The 16,669-nt window shown below is 63.1% G+C and carries 14 protein-coding genes; 6 read left to right on the top strand and 8 right to left on the bottom strand.

The window, feature by feature from the left end; translation table 11 throughout:
- Nucleotides 1-35: 35 nt before the first annotated feature.
- The 5 genes from HU725_RS06185 to HU725_RS06165 form a co-directional block, all read right to left on the bottom strand.
- On the bottom strand, nt 36-1,868 hold the full coding sequence (locus tag HU725_RS06185; RefSeq protein ID WP_186476561.1) for an ABC transporter ATP-binding protein: 1,833 nt from the start codon (nt 1,866-1,868) through the stop codon (nt 36-38).
- The gene (locus tag HU725_RS06180) at nt 1,861-2,493 is read right to left on the bottom strand and encodes a DsbA family protein (RefSeq protein ID WP_186476560.1); all 633 of its coding nucleotides are present in this window, start codon (nt 2,491-2,493) and stop codon (nt 1,861-1,863) included. The genes HU725_RS06185 and HU725_RS06180 overlap by 8 nt, the downstream gene beginning before the upstream one ends.
- Before the next feature lie 3 nt (nt 2,494-2,496).
- Nucleotides 2,497-3,429, bottom strand: coding sequence for an oxygen-dependent tRNA uridine(34) hydroxylase TrhO (gene trhO / locus HU725_RS06175; protein ID WP_186476559.1), 933 nt, complete (start codon nt 3,427-3,429; stop codon nt 2,497-2,499).
- A gap of 118 nt (nt 3,430-3,547) precedes the next feature.
- Nucleotides 3,548-3,844 carry a BolA family protein gene (locus HU725_RS06170; protein WP_060480526.1) on the bottom strand — a complete coding sequence of 99 codons (297 nt, stop codon included), beginning with the start codon at nt 3,842-3,844 and terminating at the stop codon, nt 3,548-3,550.
- Between the two features lie 10 nt (nt 3,845-3,854).
- A complete protein-coding gene (locus HU725_RS06165) occupies nt 3,855-4,379 on the bottom strand; it encodes a DUF2059 domain-containing protein (protein ID WP_186476558.1) in 525 nt (174 codons plus the stop codon).
- 153 nt (nt 4,380-4,532) lie between these two features.
- Between HU725_RS06165 and HU725_RS06160 the strand changes: the two genes are divergently transcribed.
- Nucleotides 4,533-5,927, top strand: a complete 1,395-nt coding sequence (locus HU725_RS06160; protein WP_186476557.1) for a class II fumarate hydratase — start codon at nt 4,533-4,535, stop codon at nt 5,925-5,927.
- 505 nt (nt 5,928-6,432) lie between these two features.
- On the opposite strand, the gene HU725_RS06155 is transcribed toward HU725_RS06160, so the two are convergent.
- A complete protein-coding gene (locus HU725_RS06155; RefSeq protein WP_186476556.1) occupies nt 6,433-7,386 on the bottom strand; it encodes a DMT family transporter in 954 nt (317 codons plus the stop codon).
- Between the two features lie 119 nt (nt 7,387-7,505).
- Entirely contained in the window at nt 7,506-8,999 is a 1,494-nt protein-coding gene (pap, locus tag HU725_RS06150; protein ID WP_186476555.1) for a polyphosphate:AMP phosphotransferase, read from the bottom strand.
- A gap of 106 nt (nt 9,000-9,105) precedes the next feature.
- On the opposite strand from pap, the gene mnmC reads away from it, so the two are divergent.
- The 5 genes from mnmC (at nt 9,106) to HU725_RS06125 (ending at nt 16,367) form a co-directional block, all read left to right on the top strand.
- Complete coding sequence (mnmC, locus tag HU725_RS06145) at nt 9,106-11,073, top strand: bifunctional tRNA (5-methylaminomethyl-2-thiouridine)(34)-methyltransferase MnmC2/FAD-dependent 5-carboxymethylaminomethyl-2-thiouridine(34) oxidoreductase MnmC1 (protein WP_186476554.1); 1,968 nt, start codon at nt 9,106-9,108, stop codon at nt 11,071-11,073.
- Between the two features lie 185 nt (nt 11,074-11,258).
- The gene (locus tag HU725_RS06140; RefSeq protein WP_060478827.1) at nt 11,259-13,046 is read left to right on the top strand and encodes an N-acetylglutaminylglutamine amidotransferase; all 1,788 of its coding nucleotides are present in this window, start codon (nt 11,259-11,261) and stop codon (nt 13,044-13,046) included.
- A 3-nt stretch (nt 13,047-13,049) separates the two neighbouring features.
- On the top strand, nt 13,050-14,795 hold the full coding sequence (gene ngg, locus HU725_RS06135) for an N-acetylglutaminylglutamine synthetase (protein ID WP_060478826.1): 1,746 nt from the start codon (nt 13,050-13,052) through the stop codon (nt 14,793-14,795).
- A 105-nt stretch (nt 14,796-14,900) separates the two neighbouring features.
- Nucleotides 14,901-16,085 (top strand): osmoprotectant NAGGN system M42 family peptidase, encoded by a 1,185-nt coding sequence (locus HU725_RS06130; protein ID WP_186476553.1) that lies wholly within the window; start codon nt 14,901-14,903, stop codon nt 16,083-16,085.
- Between the two features lie 54 nt (nt 16,086-16,139).
- Nucleotides 16,140-16,367, top strand: coding sequence for a YheU family protein (locus HU725_RS06125; RefSeq protein WP_186476552.1), 228 nt, complete (start codon nt 16,140-16,142; stop codon nt 16,365-16,367).
- A gap of 33 nt (nt 16,368-16,400) precedes the next feature.
- On the opposite strand, the gene csrA is transcribed toward HU725_RS06125, so the two are convergent.
- The gene (gene csrA / locus HU725_RS06120; protein ID WP_060478823.1) at nt 16,401-16,583 is read right to left on the bottom strand and encodes a carbon storage regulator CsrA; all 183 of its coding nucleotides are present in this window, start codon (nt 16,581-16,583) and stop codon (nt 16,401-16,403) included.
- Nucleotides 16,584-16,669 lie beyond the last annotated feature (86 nt).

Genomic DNA, 16,669 nt, shown 5'->3' with positions numbered 1-16,669 from the left:
GTCCACCCACCAACTGGCCCGCACCGGCCACGCTGTCAGGTCTGCTGCAAGTGCCCATACAACTTGGCATAAAGGCCGCCCTCGGCAATCAGCTGCTGATGGTCGCCATCTTCGGCCACACGCCCACCGTCGAACACCAGCACCCGATCGGCCTGCTTAACCGCCGACAAGCGGTGGGCAATGATCAGTGTGGTCCTGCCACTGAGAAAACGCGCCAGAGCCTGGTGCAAGTTGTACTCGGTAGCGGCATCCAGCGCAGAAGTGGCTTCATCGAGAATCACCACCTTTGGCTCGGCCAGCACCATCCGGGCAATCGCCAAGCGCTGGCGCTGGCCACCGGACAGACGCACCCCGGAACGCCCGACCACGCTGTCCAACCCCTGGGGCAAGGCGGCGATGGTGGCGTCCAGCTGGGCAATACGCAGCGCCTGCCAGCAGGCTTCATCGGTGCACTCGCGCCCCATGGTCAGGTTGGCACGCACGCTGTCGTTGAACAACGAGGGGTGTTGCAGCACCACGGCGACGTTTTCGCGCAGGGTTTCAAGGCCGATTTCCTGCAGGCTGGCCCCGCCAAAGCGGATGGTTCCCGCCTGGGCGCTGTAAAGGCCAAGCAGTAGTTGCACCAAGGTACTCTTGCCACCGCCACTGGCCCCGACGATGGCCACCTTCTCGCCGGGGGCAATGGTGAGATCCAGCTGGTCGAGCACCGGCTCATCGGCATAGGCAAAGCGCAGGTCGCGCACTTCGATGCCCACCGTTTCGCGACCGACGAACGGGTCGCAAGCGGCCGGGTACTGCGGCTCGTCAGCGCGCGACAGCAGCTCGTTGAGCCGGCTCAGGGCGCCGCCTGCGGCGTAGTAGGCGTATTGCAGGTTGAGCAGCTGCTCCACCGGGCCGATCATGAACCAGAGGTAGCTGAACACCGCCAGCATCTGGCCGATCGACAGGTCGGAGAACAACACGGTCAGCATCGCCGCCGCCCGGAAGATATCGATACCGAACTGGAACAGCAGGCCACTGGCGCGGCCGCTGGCATCGCTTTTCCATTGCGATTCCACGGCATAATCGCGCACTTCACGGGCGCGCAAGCCAAGACGGCCTAGGAAGTAGCCCTGGCGGTTGCCCGCGCGGATCTCCTGGATGGCATCCAGGGTTTCCGACAACGCCTGGGTAAAGCGCGAGGTGCTGTCGTTTTCGAGCTTTTTCAAGTGCTTCACACGCTTGCCCAACTGCACGGTGAAGTAGATCACCAGCGGGTTGAACAACAGGATCAGCAGCGCCAGTTTCCAATGCATCCAGATCAGGATCGCGGCGGTGCCGGTCAGCGTCAGCATGGCCACCAGAAAGCGGCTCAGGGTTTCCCCGACGAACTTGTCGAGGGTATCCAGGTCGGTGACCAGGTGCGTGGTCACGGTACCGCTGCCCAGGCTTTCGTACTCTTTCAGCGAAATGCGCTTGAGGCGCTCGATCAGGCGGATGCGCAGACGGTAGACGATATCCTTGGCAAGGCCCGCGAACAGCTTGGCCTGCACCACGTTGAACGCCAGCGCCGCAAGGCGCAGGCTCAAGGTGGCCGCGAGCATCAGGCCGATGTAGCCGGCCGCGACCTGCCACCCGCTGGGCAACAGATGGTTCATCCATTTCAGTGCGGCATCACCATGGCCCAGCAGCACTTCGTCGACCAGCAGTGGCAACAGAAGCGGAATTGGCACACTGCAGCAGGCGGCCAGCACGGCCACCAAATTGGCAGCCCAGAGGTTTTTCTTGTGGTGCAGGGCCAGGCGGCGTATTTCTGCCCAGCTCAGACGATCAGCCGCAGCCGCAGGCTTCCCTGGCACAGGGTCTGGCGACCCTGGAAGTTCAAGCACAAGCAGCCTGCTGCAGCCAACGGCCCAGCAGCGGTTGCAGGGTGGCCTGTGACTGGTAGCCGTTGGTCAGCAGTGCCAATTGACCATTGCGCTCAGCCAGCAAGGTTGGGAACCCAGCGATGCCCAAATCTTGCACCCAGGTGAAATCGGCGGCGGTGGCGGCGCGGATGTCGTGGCTGGCGAACTGCACAGCGAAGCGCTCGCGATCGAACCCCACCTGCTGGGCCAGCTCCACCAGTTGCGGCGCGCGGGTCACATCAACACCCTGCTGGTAAAAAGAACGCTGGATCAGCGTCAGCAGCGGCCACACCCGTTCGGCATCCAGCTCACGCGCGGCCACCAGGGCACGGCAGGCAGGCTCGGTATCGTAGACGAAGCCGTCAGGCATGGCGCCGTCGTAACGAAACGGCTGCCCCGTGGCCTCAGCCACGGCCTGCCAATGTTCCAGAATGTACTTGCGGGTCGAGCCATCCAGTGCGTTGCCGCCCCTGCGCAGCCCACCTGGCACCACGCGCGTGGCGACGCCCGCCGCGGCGGCCTGGGCGATCAGGGCCTGGGCAACCGGCGCGAAACCCCAGCACCAGGAGCACATCGGGTCCATCACGTAGAGCAGGCGGGCAGTCATAGGTCAGGCCTCGGCTTTGTAGTTGTAACCGATCGGGTGTGGCAGGTTGCGGGCCTTGGCCAGTTCGATCTGCTTTTGCCGATCGATGGCGCTACGCCGGGTCTTTTCGCTCAGGGTGTCCCAGCAGTGTGGGCAGCTCACGCCTGGTGAATAGTGCTCGGACTCGCGATCCTTGGCATCGACCGGGTGGCGGCAGGCATGGCACTGGTCGTACTCGCCTTCGCTCAGGTCATGACGCACCGTGACGCGGTTGTCGAAGACGAAGCAGTCGCCGTCCCAGAGGCTTTCTTCCTGAGGCACTTCCTCGAAGTATTTCAGGATGCCACCCTTGAGATGATAGACCGCCTCGAAGCCTTCACCGAGCATATAGCTGGAAGCTTTTTCGCAGCGGATACCGCCGGTGCAGAACATCGCCACCTTCTTGTGCTTGCTCGGGTCGAAGTTGGCTTTGATGTAGTCGGGAAATTCGCGGAAGGTTTCGGTCTTGGGGTCGATCGCACCTTTGAAGGTGCCGATGGCCACTTCATAGTCGTTACGGGTATCGATCAGCAGCACTTCAGGGTCGCTGATCAGCGCATTCCAGTCTTTGGGCTCGACGTACGTGCCGACCGTCTGGTTAGGGTCGACGCCTGGCACGCCAAGGGTGACGATCTCTTTCTTGAGCTTGACCTTGGTACGGTAGAACGGCTGCTCGTCGCAGTAGGATTCCTTGTGGTCGACATCCACCAGGCGCGGGTCGTTGCGCAGCCACGCGAGCAGGCCGTCGATGCCTTCGCGGGTGGCCGAAACGGTACCATTGATGCCTTCGTGGGCCAGTAGCAAGGTGCCTTTGACGCCGTTGTCGAGCATGGCCTTGAGCAACGGCTCACGCAGCTCGACGTAATCTTGCAGGGTGACGAACTTGTACAGCGCCGCCACGACGATAGCTTGGGACATTCAGGTGGATCTCCAGGTGGTTGCCCTCGTAAGGGGCAGACCGGGTTTGACGAAAAACGCGAGGGCCGCATAGCGGCCCCCGGATGTTGCAGAATTGTACCAGAACGAAAAAGCGGTTTCAGTGGCCACCACCGGCACACACCGGCGAGGCCGGTGCTACGCCCACCTTGGCCCACTCCTCGGCCGTATAGGTGTGAATCGCCAGGGCATGGATCTGGCCCATCAGCTCACCCATGGTGGCGTACACCTTCTGGTGCCGCTTGACGCTGTTGAGCCCGGCGAACTGCTCGCTGACGATCACGGCCTTGTAGTGGGTCTGCTGGCCACGGCTGTGCATGTGGCTCTCGTCGATCACTTCAAGGTGCTGTGGGGCCAGCGCGGCCAGTTGCTGCTCGATGCGTTGCTGCATGCTCATTGGCTGAAACTCACTTTTTCGCAGGGGCCGCGGCCTTGCCAGCGTTCGGGTCCAGCTCCTTGGTCATGTCGTCGAGCAGCTTGTTGACCACAGGGACCGCTGGTTCCAGGCTGGTCTGGGTCAACTGCGCCGATTGCTGGGTGACCTTGGGCATTTCACGCAGCACTTTCTTGCCCAGTGGCGACTCGTAGAACTTGACCAGGTCCTTGAGCTCCTGCTCGGTGAAGGTCTGAGTGTACAGGTCGACCATCTTCGGTTTGAGCTTGTTCCAGCCGATGGCGTTGTCCAGCGCGGCGTTGGCCTTGGCCTGGTAGCTCTCGAGCACCGCCTGCTTGGAGGCAGGAGCTTTGGTCTGGGCGAAGCGCTGGGCAAACATCTGCTGCACCTGCATGTACACCGGGGTGCCCAGTTTGTCGGCATTGGCCAGGGCCAGGAATTTCTCGGCGGCAGCGTTGTGGCTGGCGGTGGCAGCGAACACCTGGCCGCTGGCACAAGCCAGGGCAACGGCAGCGCAGAGGACACGGAGACGGGTCATTGCATTTCCTTCAGGGAGGGAGGCGGTACCTCAGAGTGGAGCATTCTGCTCCCGCAGAGGCATAGCGCTCAAGTGGCACGACGAGCGAATGAACCGCTCGCCCATATGAGGGCCTAAACTGCTGATTCTGACTGACAATGGAGTGAATGCAGCATGAGCCGTATCGAGACAGACAGCCTGGGCCCGGTCGAAGTTCCTGAGGACGCCTATTGGGGCGCCCAGACCCAGCGCTCGCTGATCAACTTTGCCATTGGCAAGGAACGCATGCCGCTCGCGGTGCTGCACGCCCTGGCGCTGATCAAAAAAGCCGCCGCGCGGGTCAACGACCGTAACGGCGACCTGCCCGCCGACATCGCCCGGCTGATCGAACAGGCCGCCAACGAAGTGCTCAACGGCGAACATGACGACCAGTTTCCCCTGGTGGTGTGGCAGACCGGCAGCGGCACCCAGAGCAACATGAATGTCAACGAGGTGATCGCCGGGCGTGCCAACGAGCTGGCCGGCCAAGGCCGCGGCGGCAAGGCGCCCGTGCACCCCAACGACCACGTCAACCGCTCGCAGAGCTCCAACGATTGCTTCCCCACCGCCATGCACATCGCCGCTGCCCAGGCGGTGCATGAAAAGCTGTTGCCGGCGGTCGCCGAGTTGTCTGCGGGGCTGGCCGAGCTTTCGGCGCGCCACAGCAAGCTGGTCAAGACCGGCCGTACGCACATGATGGACGCCACCCCGATCACCTTCGGCCAAGAAGTCTCAGCTTTCGTCGCCCAACTCGAGTACGCCCAGCGCGCCATCCGCGCCACCTTGCCGGCAGTGTATGAACTGGCGCAAGGTGGCACTGCTGTGGGCACGGGGCTGAACGCCCCGCATGGCTTTGCCGAAGCGGTTGCCGCTGAACTGGCCGCTCTGTCAGGCCTGCCCTTCGTCACCGCCCCCAACAAGTTCGCGGCTCTGGCTGGGCACGAGCCGCTCACCAGCCTGGCCGGTGCGCTCAAAACCTTGGCGGTGGCGTTGATGAAAATCGCCAACGACCTGCGCCTGCTCGGCTCCGGCCCACGCGCAGGGGTGGCCGAAGTACGTCTGCCGGCCAATGAGCCGGGCAGCTCGATCATGCCAGGCAAGGTCAACCCGACTCAGTGCGAAGCGCTGTCGATGCTGGCCTGCCAAGTGCTGGGCAACGATACGACGATCGGTTTTGCTGCAAGCCAAGGGCATCTGCAGCTGAACGTGTTCAAGCCGGTGATCATCCACAATCTGTTGCAGTCGATCGAACTGCTGGCCGATGGCTGTCGCAACTTCCAGCAGCACTGCGTGGCGGGGATCGAACCGGACGCCGAGCAGATGGCGGCGCACCTGGAACGGGGCCTGATGCTGGTGACGGCGTTGAACCCGCATATTGGCTACGACAAAGCAGCCGAGATTGCCAAGAAGGCCTATGCCGAGGGCAAGACGCTGCGCGAAGCGGCCCTGGAGCTGCAGTACCTGACCAACGAGCAGTTCGACCAATGGGTGCGGCCGGAGAACATGCTGGCGCCAGGCAGCAAGGGCTGAATGATAGTGCGCTTGTGCCGTAGAGCTGCTCACTCAAGCCTAGAGGCTCGGCGTGAGCTCTTCGGTGGAGCGCAGATCGAGCGCCGCCCGCGCGGCGCGTTGCGAGCTGCGCTCGCTCCTACGTTTGTTTCGGGCCAATTATGCCTGCGGGATTTGCGCGCGGACGCCTTGGCGCATGGCGCGGTATCGCGTCGTATGAACCAGGCGGTCGCGCGCGTCTGCCACAGGCGTTACTGGCCCGAAACAAACGTAGGAGCGAGCGCAGCTCGCGATGCGCCGCGCGGGCGGCGCTCGATCTCACAGGCGCTAAAAATCTCAGATTGCCCCCCAAAAAAATCCGATCCCAGATCACGTGTATCGGATTTTACAACCCCAAGCCTGGACTCAAATGCTCATGTGAACAGCATTACGCCTGTGCCGGCCCCTCCGCAGGTATACCCGCGCCTACCGGCTGTGTGAGCTTTCGGGAGCAGCGGATTCACCCGCGAAGTCCTAGTCTACCCACTCAGGCCAGGCGCGCCCGCCTGGCCTTCCACCCCGCCACCAGCGATGGCCCAAGCGCCACCAGGCTCGATCCCGCCACCACCGTCACCGCCCCCACATACCCCAATGCGTTGATATCTTCGGCGTGGACGTACTCAGGCCATGCCAAGGCCGCCAGCGCTACCGCAACGAAGGTCACCAGCGGTGTCAGCGCCAGGGTGGCACTGACCCGCGATGCCTCCCAGTGCGCTAGCGCCTCAGCGAATGCGCCATAGGCCACCAGGGTGTTCAAGCAACAGGCTAGCAGCAGCCAACCCTGCACCCCAGTCAGTTGCAACACCTGCAACGGGTGTACCCAGGGCGTCAGCAGCACCGCGCAGCTCAGGTAAATGACCATCATCACCTGCTGCGAATGCCACACCGTCAGCAACTGCTTCTGGCTCAAGGCGTAGAACACCCAGATACTGGTCGCCAGCAGAATGGTCAGCACGCCGGTGGTGTAGGTGCCCAAGGAGGTCAGGAGCTCCTCGAGCCGCTGGTTGAAGAACAAGCCGAACCCGCACAGCAATACGACCAAACCAATGCCCTGCCCCAGAGTGAACCGTTCCTTGAACACGAACACGCTGGTCACCAGCAACAGTACAGGGCCCATCTGCACCACCAGTTGGGCGGTGCCTGGGCTGAGCAACTTCAAGCCGATCAGGTACAGCACATAGTTGCCCATCAGGCCGAGCACAGCCAACGCTACCAGGCCTTTGCCCTTGCGCCCCAGCTTGCGGGCCGATGGCAAGCGGCGCTGGGCCGCCAGCCAGGCGAACAGCAACCCGCCAGAAACCAGCAACCGATACCAGGTGACGGTCAGTGGGTCGACCACCTGCAACACCTGCTTGAGCTTGATCGGCAGGATGCCCCAGAGCAGTGCTGTCAGCAGCGCCAGGAATAGGCCATAGCCCCAGCGGCCGGAAGTTGTGTGCATACAGTCCTCGAACCAGAGCCCTTGATGGGTTTAGGCCGATTCTAAGGGCTCAGCGCTAGGCCCCGGTGGAAAATGCGGGGAAATAAATTCATAGGGTCATTCCGTGGCGGCATGCTGGGTCATTTCTTGCCTTTGGCGAAAGCGCCCTCCAGCGCCTCGTTGATCGTGCGCAGCACCTTCACCCGCGCCCAGCGCTTGTCATTGGCCTCAACCAGGGTCCAAGGGGCAATTTCGCTGCTGGTGCGGTCGACCATGTCACCCACCGCCTGGGTATAGTCGTCCCACTTCTGGCGGTTGCGCCAGTCGTCCTCGGTGATCTTGTAGCGCTTGAACGGAATCTGCTCGCGTTCTTCGAAGCGTTCGAGCTGGGTCTGCTGATCGATTGCCAGCCAGAACTTGACCACCACCACACCGGCATTGACCAGTTGCTCTTCGAAATCGTTGATTTCGCTATAAGCGCGCATCCAGTCGGCCGGGCTACAAAAGCCCTCCACCCGCTCCACCAACACGCGGCCATACCAGGAGCGGTCGAAGATGGTGAATTTGCCGCGCGCCGGGATATGCCGCCAGAACCGCCACAGGTAGGGCTGGGCGCGCTCCTCTTCGGTGGGCGCGGCAATTGGCACGATCCGGTACTGGCGCGGGTCCAGCGCGGCGGCGACCCGGCGGATGGCACCGCCCTTGCCGGCGGCGTCATTGCCTTCGAACACCGCCACCAAGGCGTGCCGGCGCATGCGTTTGTCGCGCAGCAGGCCAGCCAGACGCGCTTGTTCGGTGACCAGCTGTTCCTGGTAGTCGTGTTTGTCCAGGCGCAAGGTCATGTCCAGCGCGCCGAGCAGGCTGCGATCGTCGATGCTGTGACTGAGCGGGGCGACGTTGCCCTGGTGCTTGCCCTTCGGGTTGTTGGCCAGTGCCGCCTGCAGGCTCTCGAGCAGGATGCGCCCCACCGCCAGGCTGCGATAGTTCGGGTCGACGCCTTCGATGATGTGCCATGGCGCGTAGTCACGGCTGGTGCGGCGCAGCACGCGCTCGCCAAAACGCACGAAACGGTCGTAGGTTTGCGACTGCTGCCAGTCCAAGGGGCTGATCTTCCAGCTGTGCAGGGGGTCGTCCTTGAGCGACTTGAGCCGCGCCTTCATCTGCTTCTTCGACAAGTGGAACCAGAACTTGATGATCAGCGCCCCTTCGTCGCAGAGCATCTGTTCCAGCCGCTCGGCACCGGTGATGGCCTGGTCGAGCACGGCATCCTTGATCACACCATGTACCCGCCCCTGCAGCATCTGGCTGTACCAGTTGCCGAAAAACACGCCCATCCGCCCCTTGGGCGGCAAGGCCCGCCAGTAGCGCCAGGCCGGTGGCCGAGCCAGCTCCTCGTCGGTCTGCTGGTCGAAGGTGAGCACGTCGATCATGCGCGGGTCCATCCACTCGTTGAGCAGCTTGACCGTTTCGCCCTTGCCGGCACCTTCGACGCCGTTGATCAGCACGATCACTGGGAAACGTGCCTGCTGCTTGAGTTCGTACTGTGCATCGAGCAGTGCCTCGCGTAACGCGGGGACCTCTGCGTCGTAGGTGTCCTTGTCGATGCTGTGGCCGATTTGCGCGGATTCGAACATGCACTGGCTCCTTGATTGGATAAGCAAGACTAGCGGATTTGCGTTGTGCCTGTGCAAACCCTGCAGATGACATAAAATCCGCACATCCGCTGCAACCGAGCCAACCATGTCCACCCTTCTTCAGCATGCCCAGATCGACTGGGACGACCAGGGCCGCCCTCACTCGCGGCAGTACGACGACGTCTACTTCTCGAAAAACGAAGGCACCGACGAAACCCGCTACGTATTTCTCGAGCAGACCCGCCTGGCGCAACGCTTCGCCGAGCTTGAGCCACAGGCGTGCCTGGTGATCGGGGAAACCGGCTTCGGCACCGGCATGAATTTCTTCTGCGCCTGGCAGCTATTCGCCGAAACGGCAGACCCTGATGCACGGCTGCATTTCATCAGCGTCGAAAAGTACCCCCTGGCCCATGACGACATGGCCCGCGCTGCACGCCTATGGCCGCAGATGGCCGGTTTCACCGAACCTTTCCTGGCTCAGTACGTGGCGGTTCACCCAGGCTTCCAGCAGTTCAGCTTTGATAACGGCCGGGTAACCCTGACCTTGCTGATCGGCGACGTACTGGAACAACTGCCGCAACTGGATGCGCGCATCGATGTGTGGTTCCTCGACGGTTTCGCGCCCGCGAAAAACCCCGACATGTGGACCCCCGAGCTGTTCTCGCAGTTGGCGCGGCTGGCCCATGCAGGCACGGCGCTGGCGACCTTCACCACCACCGGGTGGGTGCGCCGGGGGCTGATCGAGGCCGGTTTCGCCATGAAGAAAATTCCTGGCATCGGCAAGAAATGGGAAGTGATGAGTGGCCTGTACACCGGGCAACCTTCAGCCACCGACAGCGCCCCTTGGTATGCCCGCCCGGCACCGCTAGCCGGGCCGCGCCAGGCACTGGTGATCGGGGCAGGCCTGGCGGGCAGTGCCACTGCCGCCAGCCTGGCCAGGCGAGGTTGGCAGGTGACGGTGCTGGAGCGCCACTGGGCTGCGGCCCAGGAAGCCTCCGGTAACCCTCAAGGGGTGCTGTACCTGAAACTGTCTGCCCATGGCACCGCCCTGTCGCAACTGATCCTGTCCGGTTTCGGTTATACCCGGCGCCAGCTCGAGCGCTTGCAGCGCGGCGAACAGTGGGACGCCTGCGGGGTTCTGCAATTGGCCTTCGACGGTAAGGAAGCCGAACGTCAGGCCAAGCTTGCCCAGGCCTTCGACAGCGGGTTGCTACAGGCACTGGAGCAGGCTGAGGCCGAGGCAGTTGCGGGGGTGGCGCTGCCAGCGGGCGGGCTGTACTACCCGGAAGGTGGCTGGGTGCACCCGCCGTCTTTGTGCCAGGCACAGTTGCAACACCCCAACATCCGCGTACAGCCTCACCAGCATGTGCTGCAGCTGCGCAAAGTCCAAGGCCTCTGGCAAGCGTGGGACGGCGAGCGCCAGCTGGCCAGCGCGCCGCTGGTGGTGCTGGCCGCGGCTGCCGATGTACGCAGGTTCCCCGCCTGCTCGCAGTTGCCGCTCAAGCGCATTCGCGGGCAGATCACCCGCCTGCCGGCAACCTGCGCCAGCCGAGCACTGCGCACCGTGGTCTGTGCCGATGGCTACGTTGCGCCGCCCCGACAGGATGAACACACCTTGGGCGCCAGCTTTGACTTCAGCAGCGACGACCTGACGCCCACGGTAGCCGAGCACCAAGGTAACCTGCGGTTATTGAATGGGATTTCCGTTGACCTAGCATCTCGCCTGGGCGCAGACACACTGGACCCGACGCAGTTGCAGGGGCGTGCGGCGTTTCGCTGTACCAGCCCGGATTACCTGCCGATCGTCGGGCCCCTGGCTGACCCTGCCCTGTTCACAGAGGCCTATGCCGTGCTTGCCAAGGATGCCCGGCAGGTGCCCGATGTAGCTTGCCCTTGGTTGGACGGGCTGTATGTGAATAGCGGGCACGGCTCACGTGGGTTGATCACTGCGCCGCTCAGTGGCGAGCTGATTGCGGCCTGGGCCAGCGGGGAGCCACTGCCTTTGCCTAAAGCGGTGGCCGAGGCGTGCCATCCGAATCGATTCATGCTGCGACAGCTGATTCGAGGAAAGTGATCGGCAGAACTCAGAGCCGCTGCCAACCGGCGGATGCTCATGAACATCGATCGGTGAACATGACCTGCCACTTCGTCATTTATAACCAATCGATCTAAAACTCACACAAAGCGCATAGGTCAGTTCCTTACAGGGTGCCCTAATCCGGGGCACTCATTCCCCAACGGAAAAACCGGTAAGGACCTATGTGCGGATTAGCAGGAGAGTTGCGTTTCACCCCCATCGATCAAGCCCCTCGCCCAGCCGACTTGGCTGCGGTAGAGCGCATGACCCATCATCTGGCGCCGCGCGGCCCCGACGCCTGGGGCTTCCATAGCCTAGGCCCGATTGCCCTAGGCCACCGCCGGCTGAAGATCATGGACCTGTCCGACGGCTCGGCGCAGCCGATGGTCGATAACACCCTTGGCCTGTCGTTGGCGTTCAACGGCGCCATCTACAACTTCCCCGAACTGCGCCAGGAGCTGCTGGACCTGGGCTACAGCTTCTGGTCGGACGGCGACACCGAAGTGTTGCTCAAGGGCTACCACGCCTGGGGTGCAGCCTTGCTACCCAAGCTCAATGGCATGTTCGCCCTGGCCATCTGGGAACGTGACAACCAGCGCCTGTTCCTGGCCCGCGACCGCCTTGGCGTCAAGCCGCTGTATCTGTCGCGCAACGGCGAGCGACTGCGCTTCGCCTCAACCCTGCCAGCGTTGCTCAAAGGCGGCGACATCGACCCAATGATCGACCCGGTAGGGCTCAATCACTACCTGAACTTCCATGCTGTGGTACCCGCGCCACGCACGCTGCTGGCCAATGTCCAGAAGCTCGAACCCGGCACCTGGATGCGTGTGGACCGGCATGGCGAGGTCGAGCGCCAGACGTGGTGGCAACTGCAATATGGCCCGAACCCCGACGAACGCGACCTCGACCTGGAAGGCTGGACCACCCGCGTACTCGACGCCACCCGCGACGCCGTGGCAATCCGCCAACGTGCCGCCGTGGATGTGGGTGTACTGCTGTCTGGCGGAGTTGACTCAAGCCTGCTGGTCGGCCTGCTGCGTGAGGTGGGTGTGGATGACCTCTCCACCTTCTCCATCGGCTTCGAGGACGCAGGCGGCGAGCGTGGCGATGAGTTCCAGTACTCTGACCTGATTGCCAAGCATTACGGCACGCGCCATCACCAGCTGCGCATCGCTGAGCATGAAATCATCGAGCAACTGCCGGCCGCGTTCCGCGCCATGAGCGAACCGATGGTCAGCCATGACTGCATCGCCTTCTACCTGCTATCGCGAGAGGTGGCCAAGCATTGCAAGGGCGTGCAAAGCGGCCAGGGCGCTGACGAGCTGTTCGCCGGCTACCACTGGTACCCGAAAGTGGACGGCGCTCAGGATGCTTTCGCAGCCTACCGTGATGCCTTCTTCGACCGCAGCCACGCTGAGTATCGCGACACGGTCCAAGCGCCATGGCTGCTGGAAACCGACGTGGCCGGCGACTTCGTGCGCGAGCACTTCGCCCGGCCGGGTGCACCGGAGGCCGTAGACAAGGCCCTGCGCCTTGACAGTACGGTGATGCTGGTGGACGACCCGGTCAAGCGGGTGGACAACATGACCATGGCCTGGGGGCTGGAAGCGCGCACGCCGTTCCTCGATTACCGCCTGGTAGAGCTGTCGGCGCGTATTCCGGCACGTTTCAAGCTGCCTGACGGCGGCAAGCAGGTGCTCAAGCAAGCGGCGCGGCGGGTGATCCCACATGAAGTCATCGACCGCAAGAAGGGCTATTTCCCGGTGCCCGGCCTCAAGCACTTGGAAGGTGCGACATTAGGCTGGGTGCGCGAGCTGCTGACTGACCCCAGCCAGGATCGCGGCCTGTTCAACCCGACCATGCTCGACCGCTTGCTGAGCAACCCACACGGTCAGCTCACCCCATTGCGCGGCTCCAAGCTGTGGCAGTTGGCGGCACTGAACCTGTGGCTCAGCGAACAAGGAATCTGACCGATGAAAGCCCATGAAATCGCTTACGGTCAGCGTTTGCTGCGCGGCCAGGCACCGTCCTACGAGCGCCTGCAGGCGCGCCTGGCCGGTGATGGCAGCGAACCCCACGACCAGCCGCGAGCCTTGCACTGCGGTTGGGGGCGCCTGTTGATCGGCCACACCTACCCGGACCCTGCCAGCCTGGCAGCGGAGCTGCTGGACGAGCGCCCCGGCGAGCGCGACATCGCGCTGTATGTGGCCGCCCCCCAGCAGTTGTTGGCCCAAGCCCCACAGCAGCTGTTTCTCGACCCCTCCGACACCCTGCGCCTGTGGTTCACCGACTATCGCCCAGCGCAGCGGGTGTTTCGCGGGTTCAGGGTGCGCCGGGCGCAAAATGCGGGCGACTGGCAGGCCATCAATACGTTGTATCAGGCGCGTGGCATGCTGCCAGTTGACCCAGACCTGCTCACCCCTCGTCACCTCGGCGGCCCGGTGTACTGGCTGGCAGAAGACGAAGACAGCGGTGCGGTGATCGGCAGCGTGATGGGCCTGAACCACAGCAAGGCCTTCGACGACCCCGAGCATGGCAGCAGCCTATGGTGCCTGGCAGTAGACCCACAATGCACCCGCCCAGGCGTCGGTGAGGTGCTGGTACGGCACTTGATCGAACATTTCATGAGCCGTGGCCTTGCCTATCTGGACTTGTCGGTACTGCACGACAATCGCCAGGCCAAGCGCTTGTACGACAAACTCGGCTTTCGCAATTTGCCAACGTTCGCCGTCAAACGCCGCAACGGTATCAATCAGCAACTGTTCCTTGGCCCGGGGCCTGCGGCCGGGCTCAACCCCTATGCCCGGATCATCGTCGACGAGGCGCTGCGCCGGGGGATCGAAGTGCAGGTCGACGATGCTGCAGGCGGCTTGTTCACCCTCAGCCTGGGCGGGCGACGCATTCGCTGCCGCGAATCGCTGAGCGACCTGACCAGTGCCGTGACCATGACCCTGTGCCAGGACAAACGCTTGACTCAACATGCCCTGCACAACGCCGGGTTGCAGGTTCCGGCGCAACAGTTGGCAGGCAACGCCGACGACAACCTGGCGTTCCTGGATGAGCATGGCGCAGTGGTGGTCAAGCCGGTCGATGGCGAACAGGGCCAGGGTGTCGCGGTGAATCTTACCTGCATCGAGGAAGTGACCCAGGCCGTAGAGACCGCCCGCCGCTTCGACAGCCGCGTGCTGTTGGAGAGCTACCATGCCGGTAGCGACTTGCGCATTGTGGTGATCGGTTATGAAGTCGTGGCTGCAGCCATCCGCCATCCTGCCCACGTGGTGGGTGATGGCAAGCACAGCATCCGCCAGCTGATCGAAGCGCAAAGCCGTCGCCGCCAAGCGGCCACCGGAGGCGAGAGCCGTATTCCGCTGGATGATGAAACCGAGCGCACACTGCAGGCCGCAGGCCTGGGCTATGAAGACATTTTGCCTGCGGGTAACCGCCTGGCGGTAAGGCGCACAGCCAACCTGCACACCGGCGGCACCCTGGAAGATGTGACCGACCGCCTGCACCCGGTGCTCGCCGATGCGGCTGTGCGAGCAGCGCGGGCGCTGGAGATTCCGGTGGTAGGCCTGGATTTCATGGTGCGCGATGCTGAGTGCCCAGAGTACGTGATCATCGAGGCCAACGAACGAGCTGGCTTGGCCAATCACGAGCCGCAGCCTACTGCAGAGCGGTTCGTCGATCTGCTGTTCCCCCAGAGCCGGCCGTTGGCTTAAGACAGTAAAGGCCCGTACACGGGTTAATCCGCTCGCATGGCCTTCGGCTTGCCGTGCGAGCGGGTTCAGCCGTGAACAGACCCGCAGAAGAACCAAGGAGTACCCATGTCTGAACGACTCCCCGAACCCGACCTCGATTACCTAAAGCGCGTGCTTCTGGAGATGCTCGCCATCCCCAGCCCGACTGGTTTCACCGATACCATCGTGCGCTATGTGGCCGAGCGCCTGGATGAACTGGGCATTCCCTATGAGCTGACCCGCCGTGGCACCATCCGCGCTACCCTCAAAGGCCGGCAGAGCTCGCCTGACCGCGCCGTCTCGGCTCACCTCGATACCATTGGCGCCAGCGTGCGTCAGTTGCAGGACAACGGGCGCCTTGCCCTGGCCCCGGTCGGCTGTTGGTCGAGCCGCTTCGCCGAAGGCAGCCGGGTCAGTGTGTTCACCGACACCGGAGTATTTCGCGGTAGCGTACTGCCGCTGATGGCCAGCGGGCATGCGTTCAACACCGCCATCGACCAGATGCCGGTGAGCTGGGAGCACGTGGAGGTCCGCCTGGACGCGTACTGTGCCACCCGTGCCGACTGTGAAGCGCTGGGCATTTCCATCGGCGACTTCGTCGCCTTCGACCCACTTCCGGAGTTTACCGATAGCGGTCACATCAGTGCCCGCCACCTGGATGACAAGGCGGGTGTGGCAGCATTGCTGGCGGCACTGAAGGCAGTGGTTGAAAGTGGCCAACAGCCGCTGATCGATTGCCACCCGCTGTTCACCATCACCGAAGAAACCGGCTCGGGTGCGGCCGGCGCCCTGCCCTGGGATGTCAGTGAGTTCGTCGGCATCGACATCGCCCCGGTAGCGCCGGGCCAGGCCTCCAGCGAACATGCGGTGAGTGTGGCCATGCAGGATTCGTCCGGGCCTTACGATTACCACCTTTCACGCCATCTGCTGAAGCTGGCGGGCGATCAGGATGTACCGGTGCGCCGTGACCTGTTCCGCTATTACTTCAGTGACGCCCACTCGGCTGTGACGGCCGGGCATGACATACGCACCGCACTGGTAGCCTTTGGCTGCGACGCAACCCACGGCTACGAACGCACCCATATCGACAGCTTGACCGCCCTCAGCCGATTGCTGAGTGCTTACCTGCTCAGCCCACCGGTATTTGCCAGCGACTCGCAACCGGCCAATGCATCGCTGGAGCGCTTCAGCCATCAACTGGAGCACGATGCGCAGATGGAGAGCGACACCCGGGTGCCGGCCGTGGACAGCCTGCTAGGAAATAAAAGCTGATGGCACTGCAATCGCGTAGCATGCAGCGCTCATGACTTGGACTGTGCGCTGCCCATGCTGATCCCCTACGACCAACTGCAAGCCGAAACCCTCACCCGCCTGATCGAGGACTTCGTGACCCGCGAAGGCACCGACAATGGCGATGACACGCCACTGGAAACCCGCGTATTGCGGGTTCGTCAGGCGCTGGCCAAAGGCCAGGCGTTCATCCTGTTCGATGTGCAAAGCCAGCAGTGCCAACTGCTAGCCAAGCATGACGTGCCACGGGAATTGCTCGACTGACCTCTGGCCTTGAAGCCACGCGGCCGAGGCAGGTCAATCAGCCTTGCGCTCGGCCTGCTCTTTGATGCGCCGATAGACCTCCGCCCGGTGCACCGGCACTTTGCGCGGCGCATCCACGCCAAAACGCACCAGCCCATTGTGGGTATCCACCACCTTGATTCGAATATCGTCACCTATGGTGATGACTTCGCCGACTTCTCGTGCGATCACCAGCATGCTGCGCTCCTTTTTGGCATCAGGAAAAACCGCAGCGTGCTTGGGGATATTCTGCTAGACAAGGGCTAGCCAGCAATTCAGAGCAA

It is taken from the genome of Pseudomonas promysalinigenes, assembly GCF_014269025.2.
GTDB classification, from domain to species: Bacteria; Pseudomonadota; Gammaproteobacteria; order Pseudomonadales; family Pseudomonadaceae; genus Aquipseudomonas; species Aquipseudomonas promysalinigenes.
The sequence above is the reverse complement of the archived record's forward strand: the minus strand, read 5'-3'. Positions and strand labels throughout refer to the sequence as shown.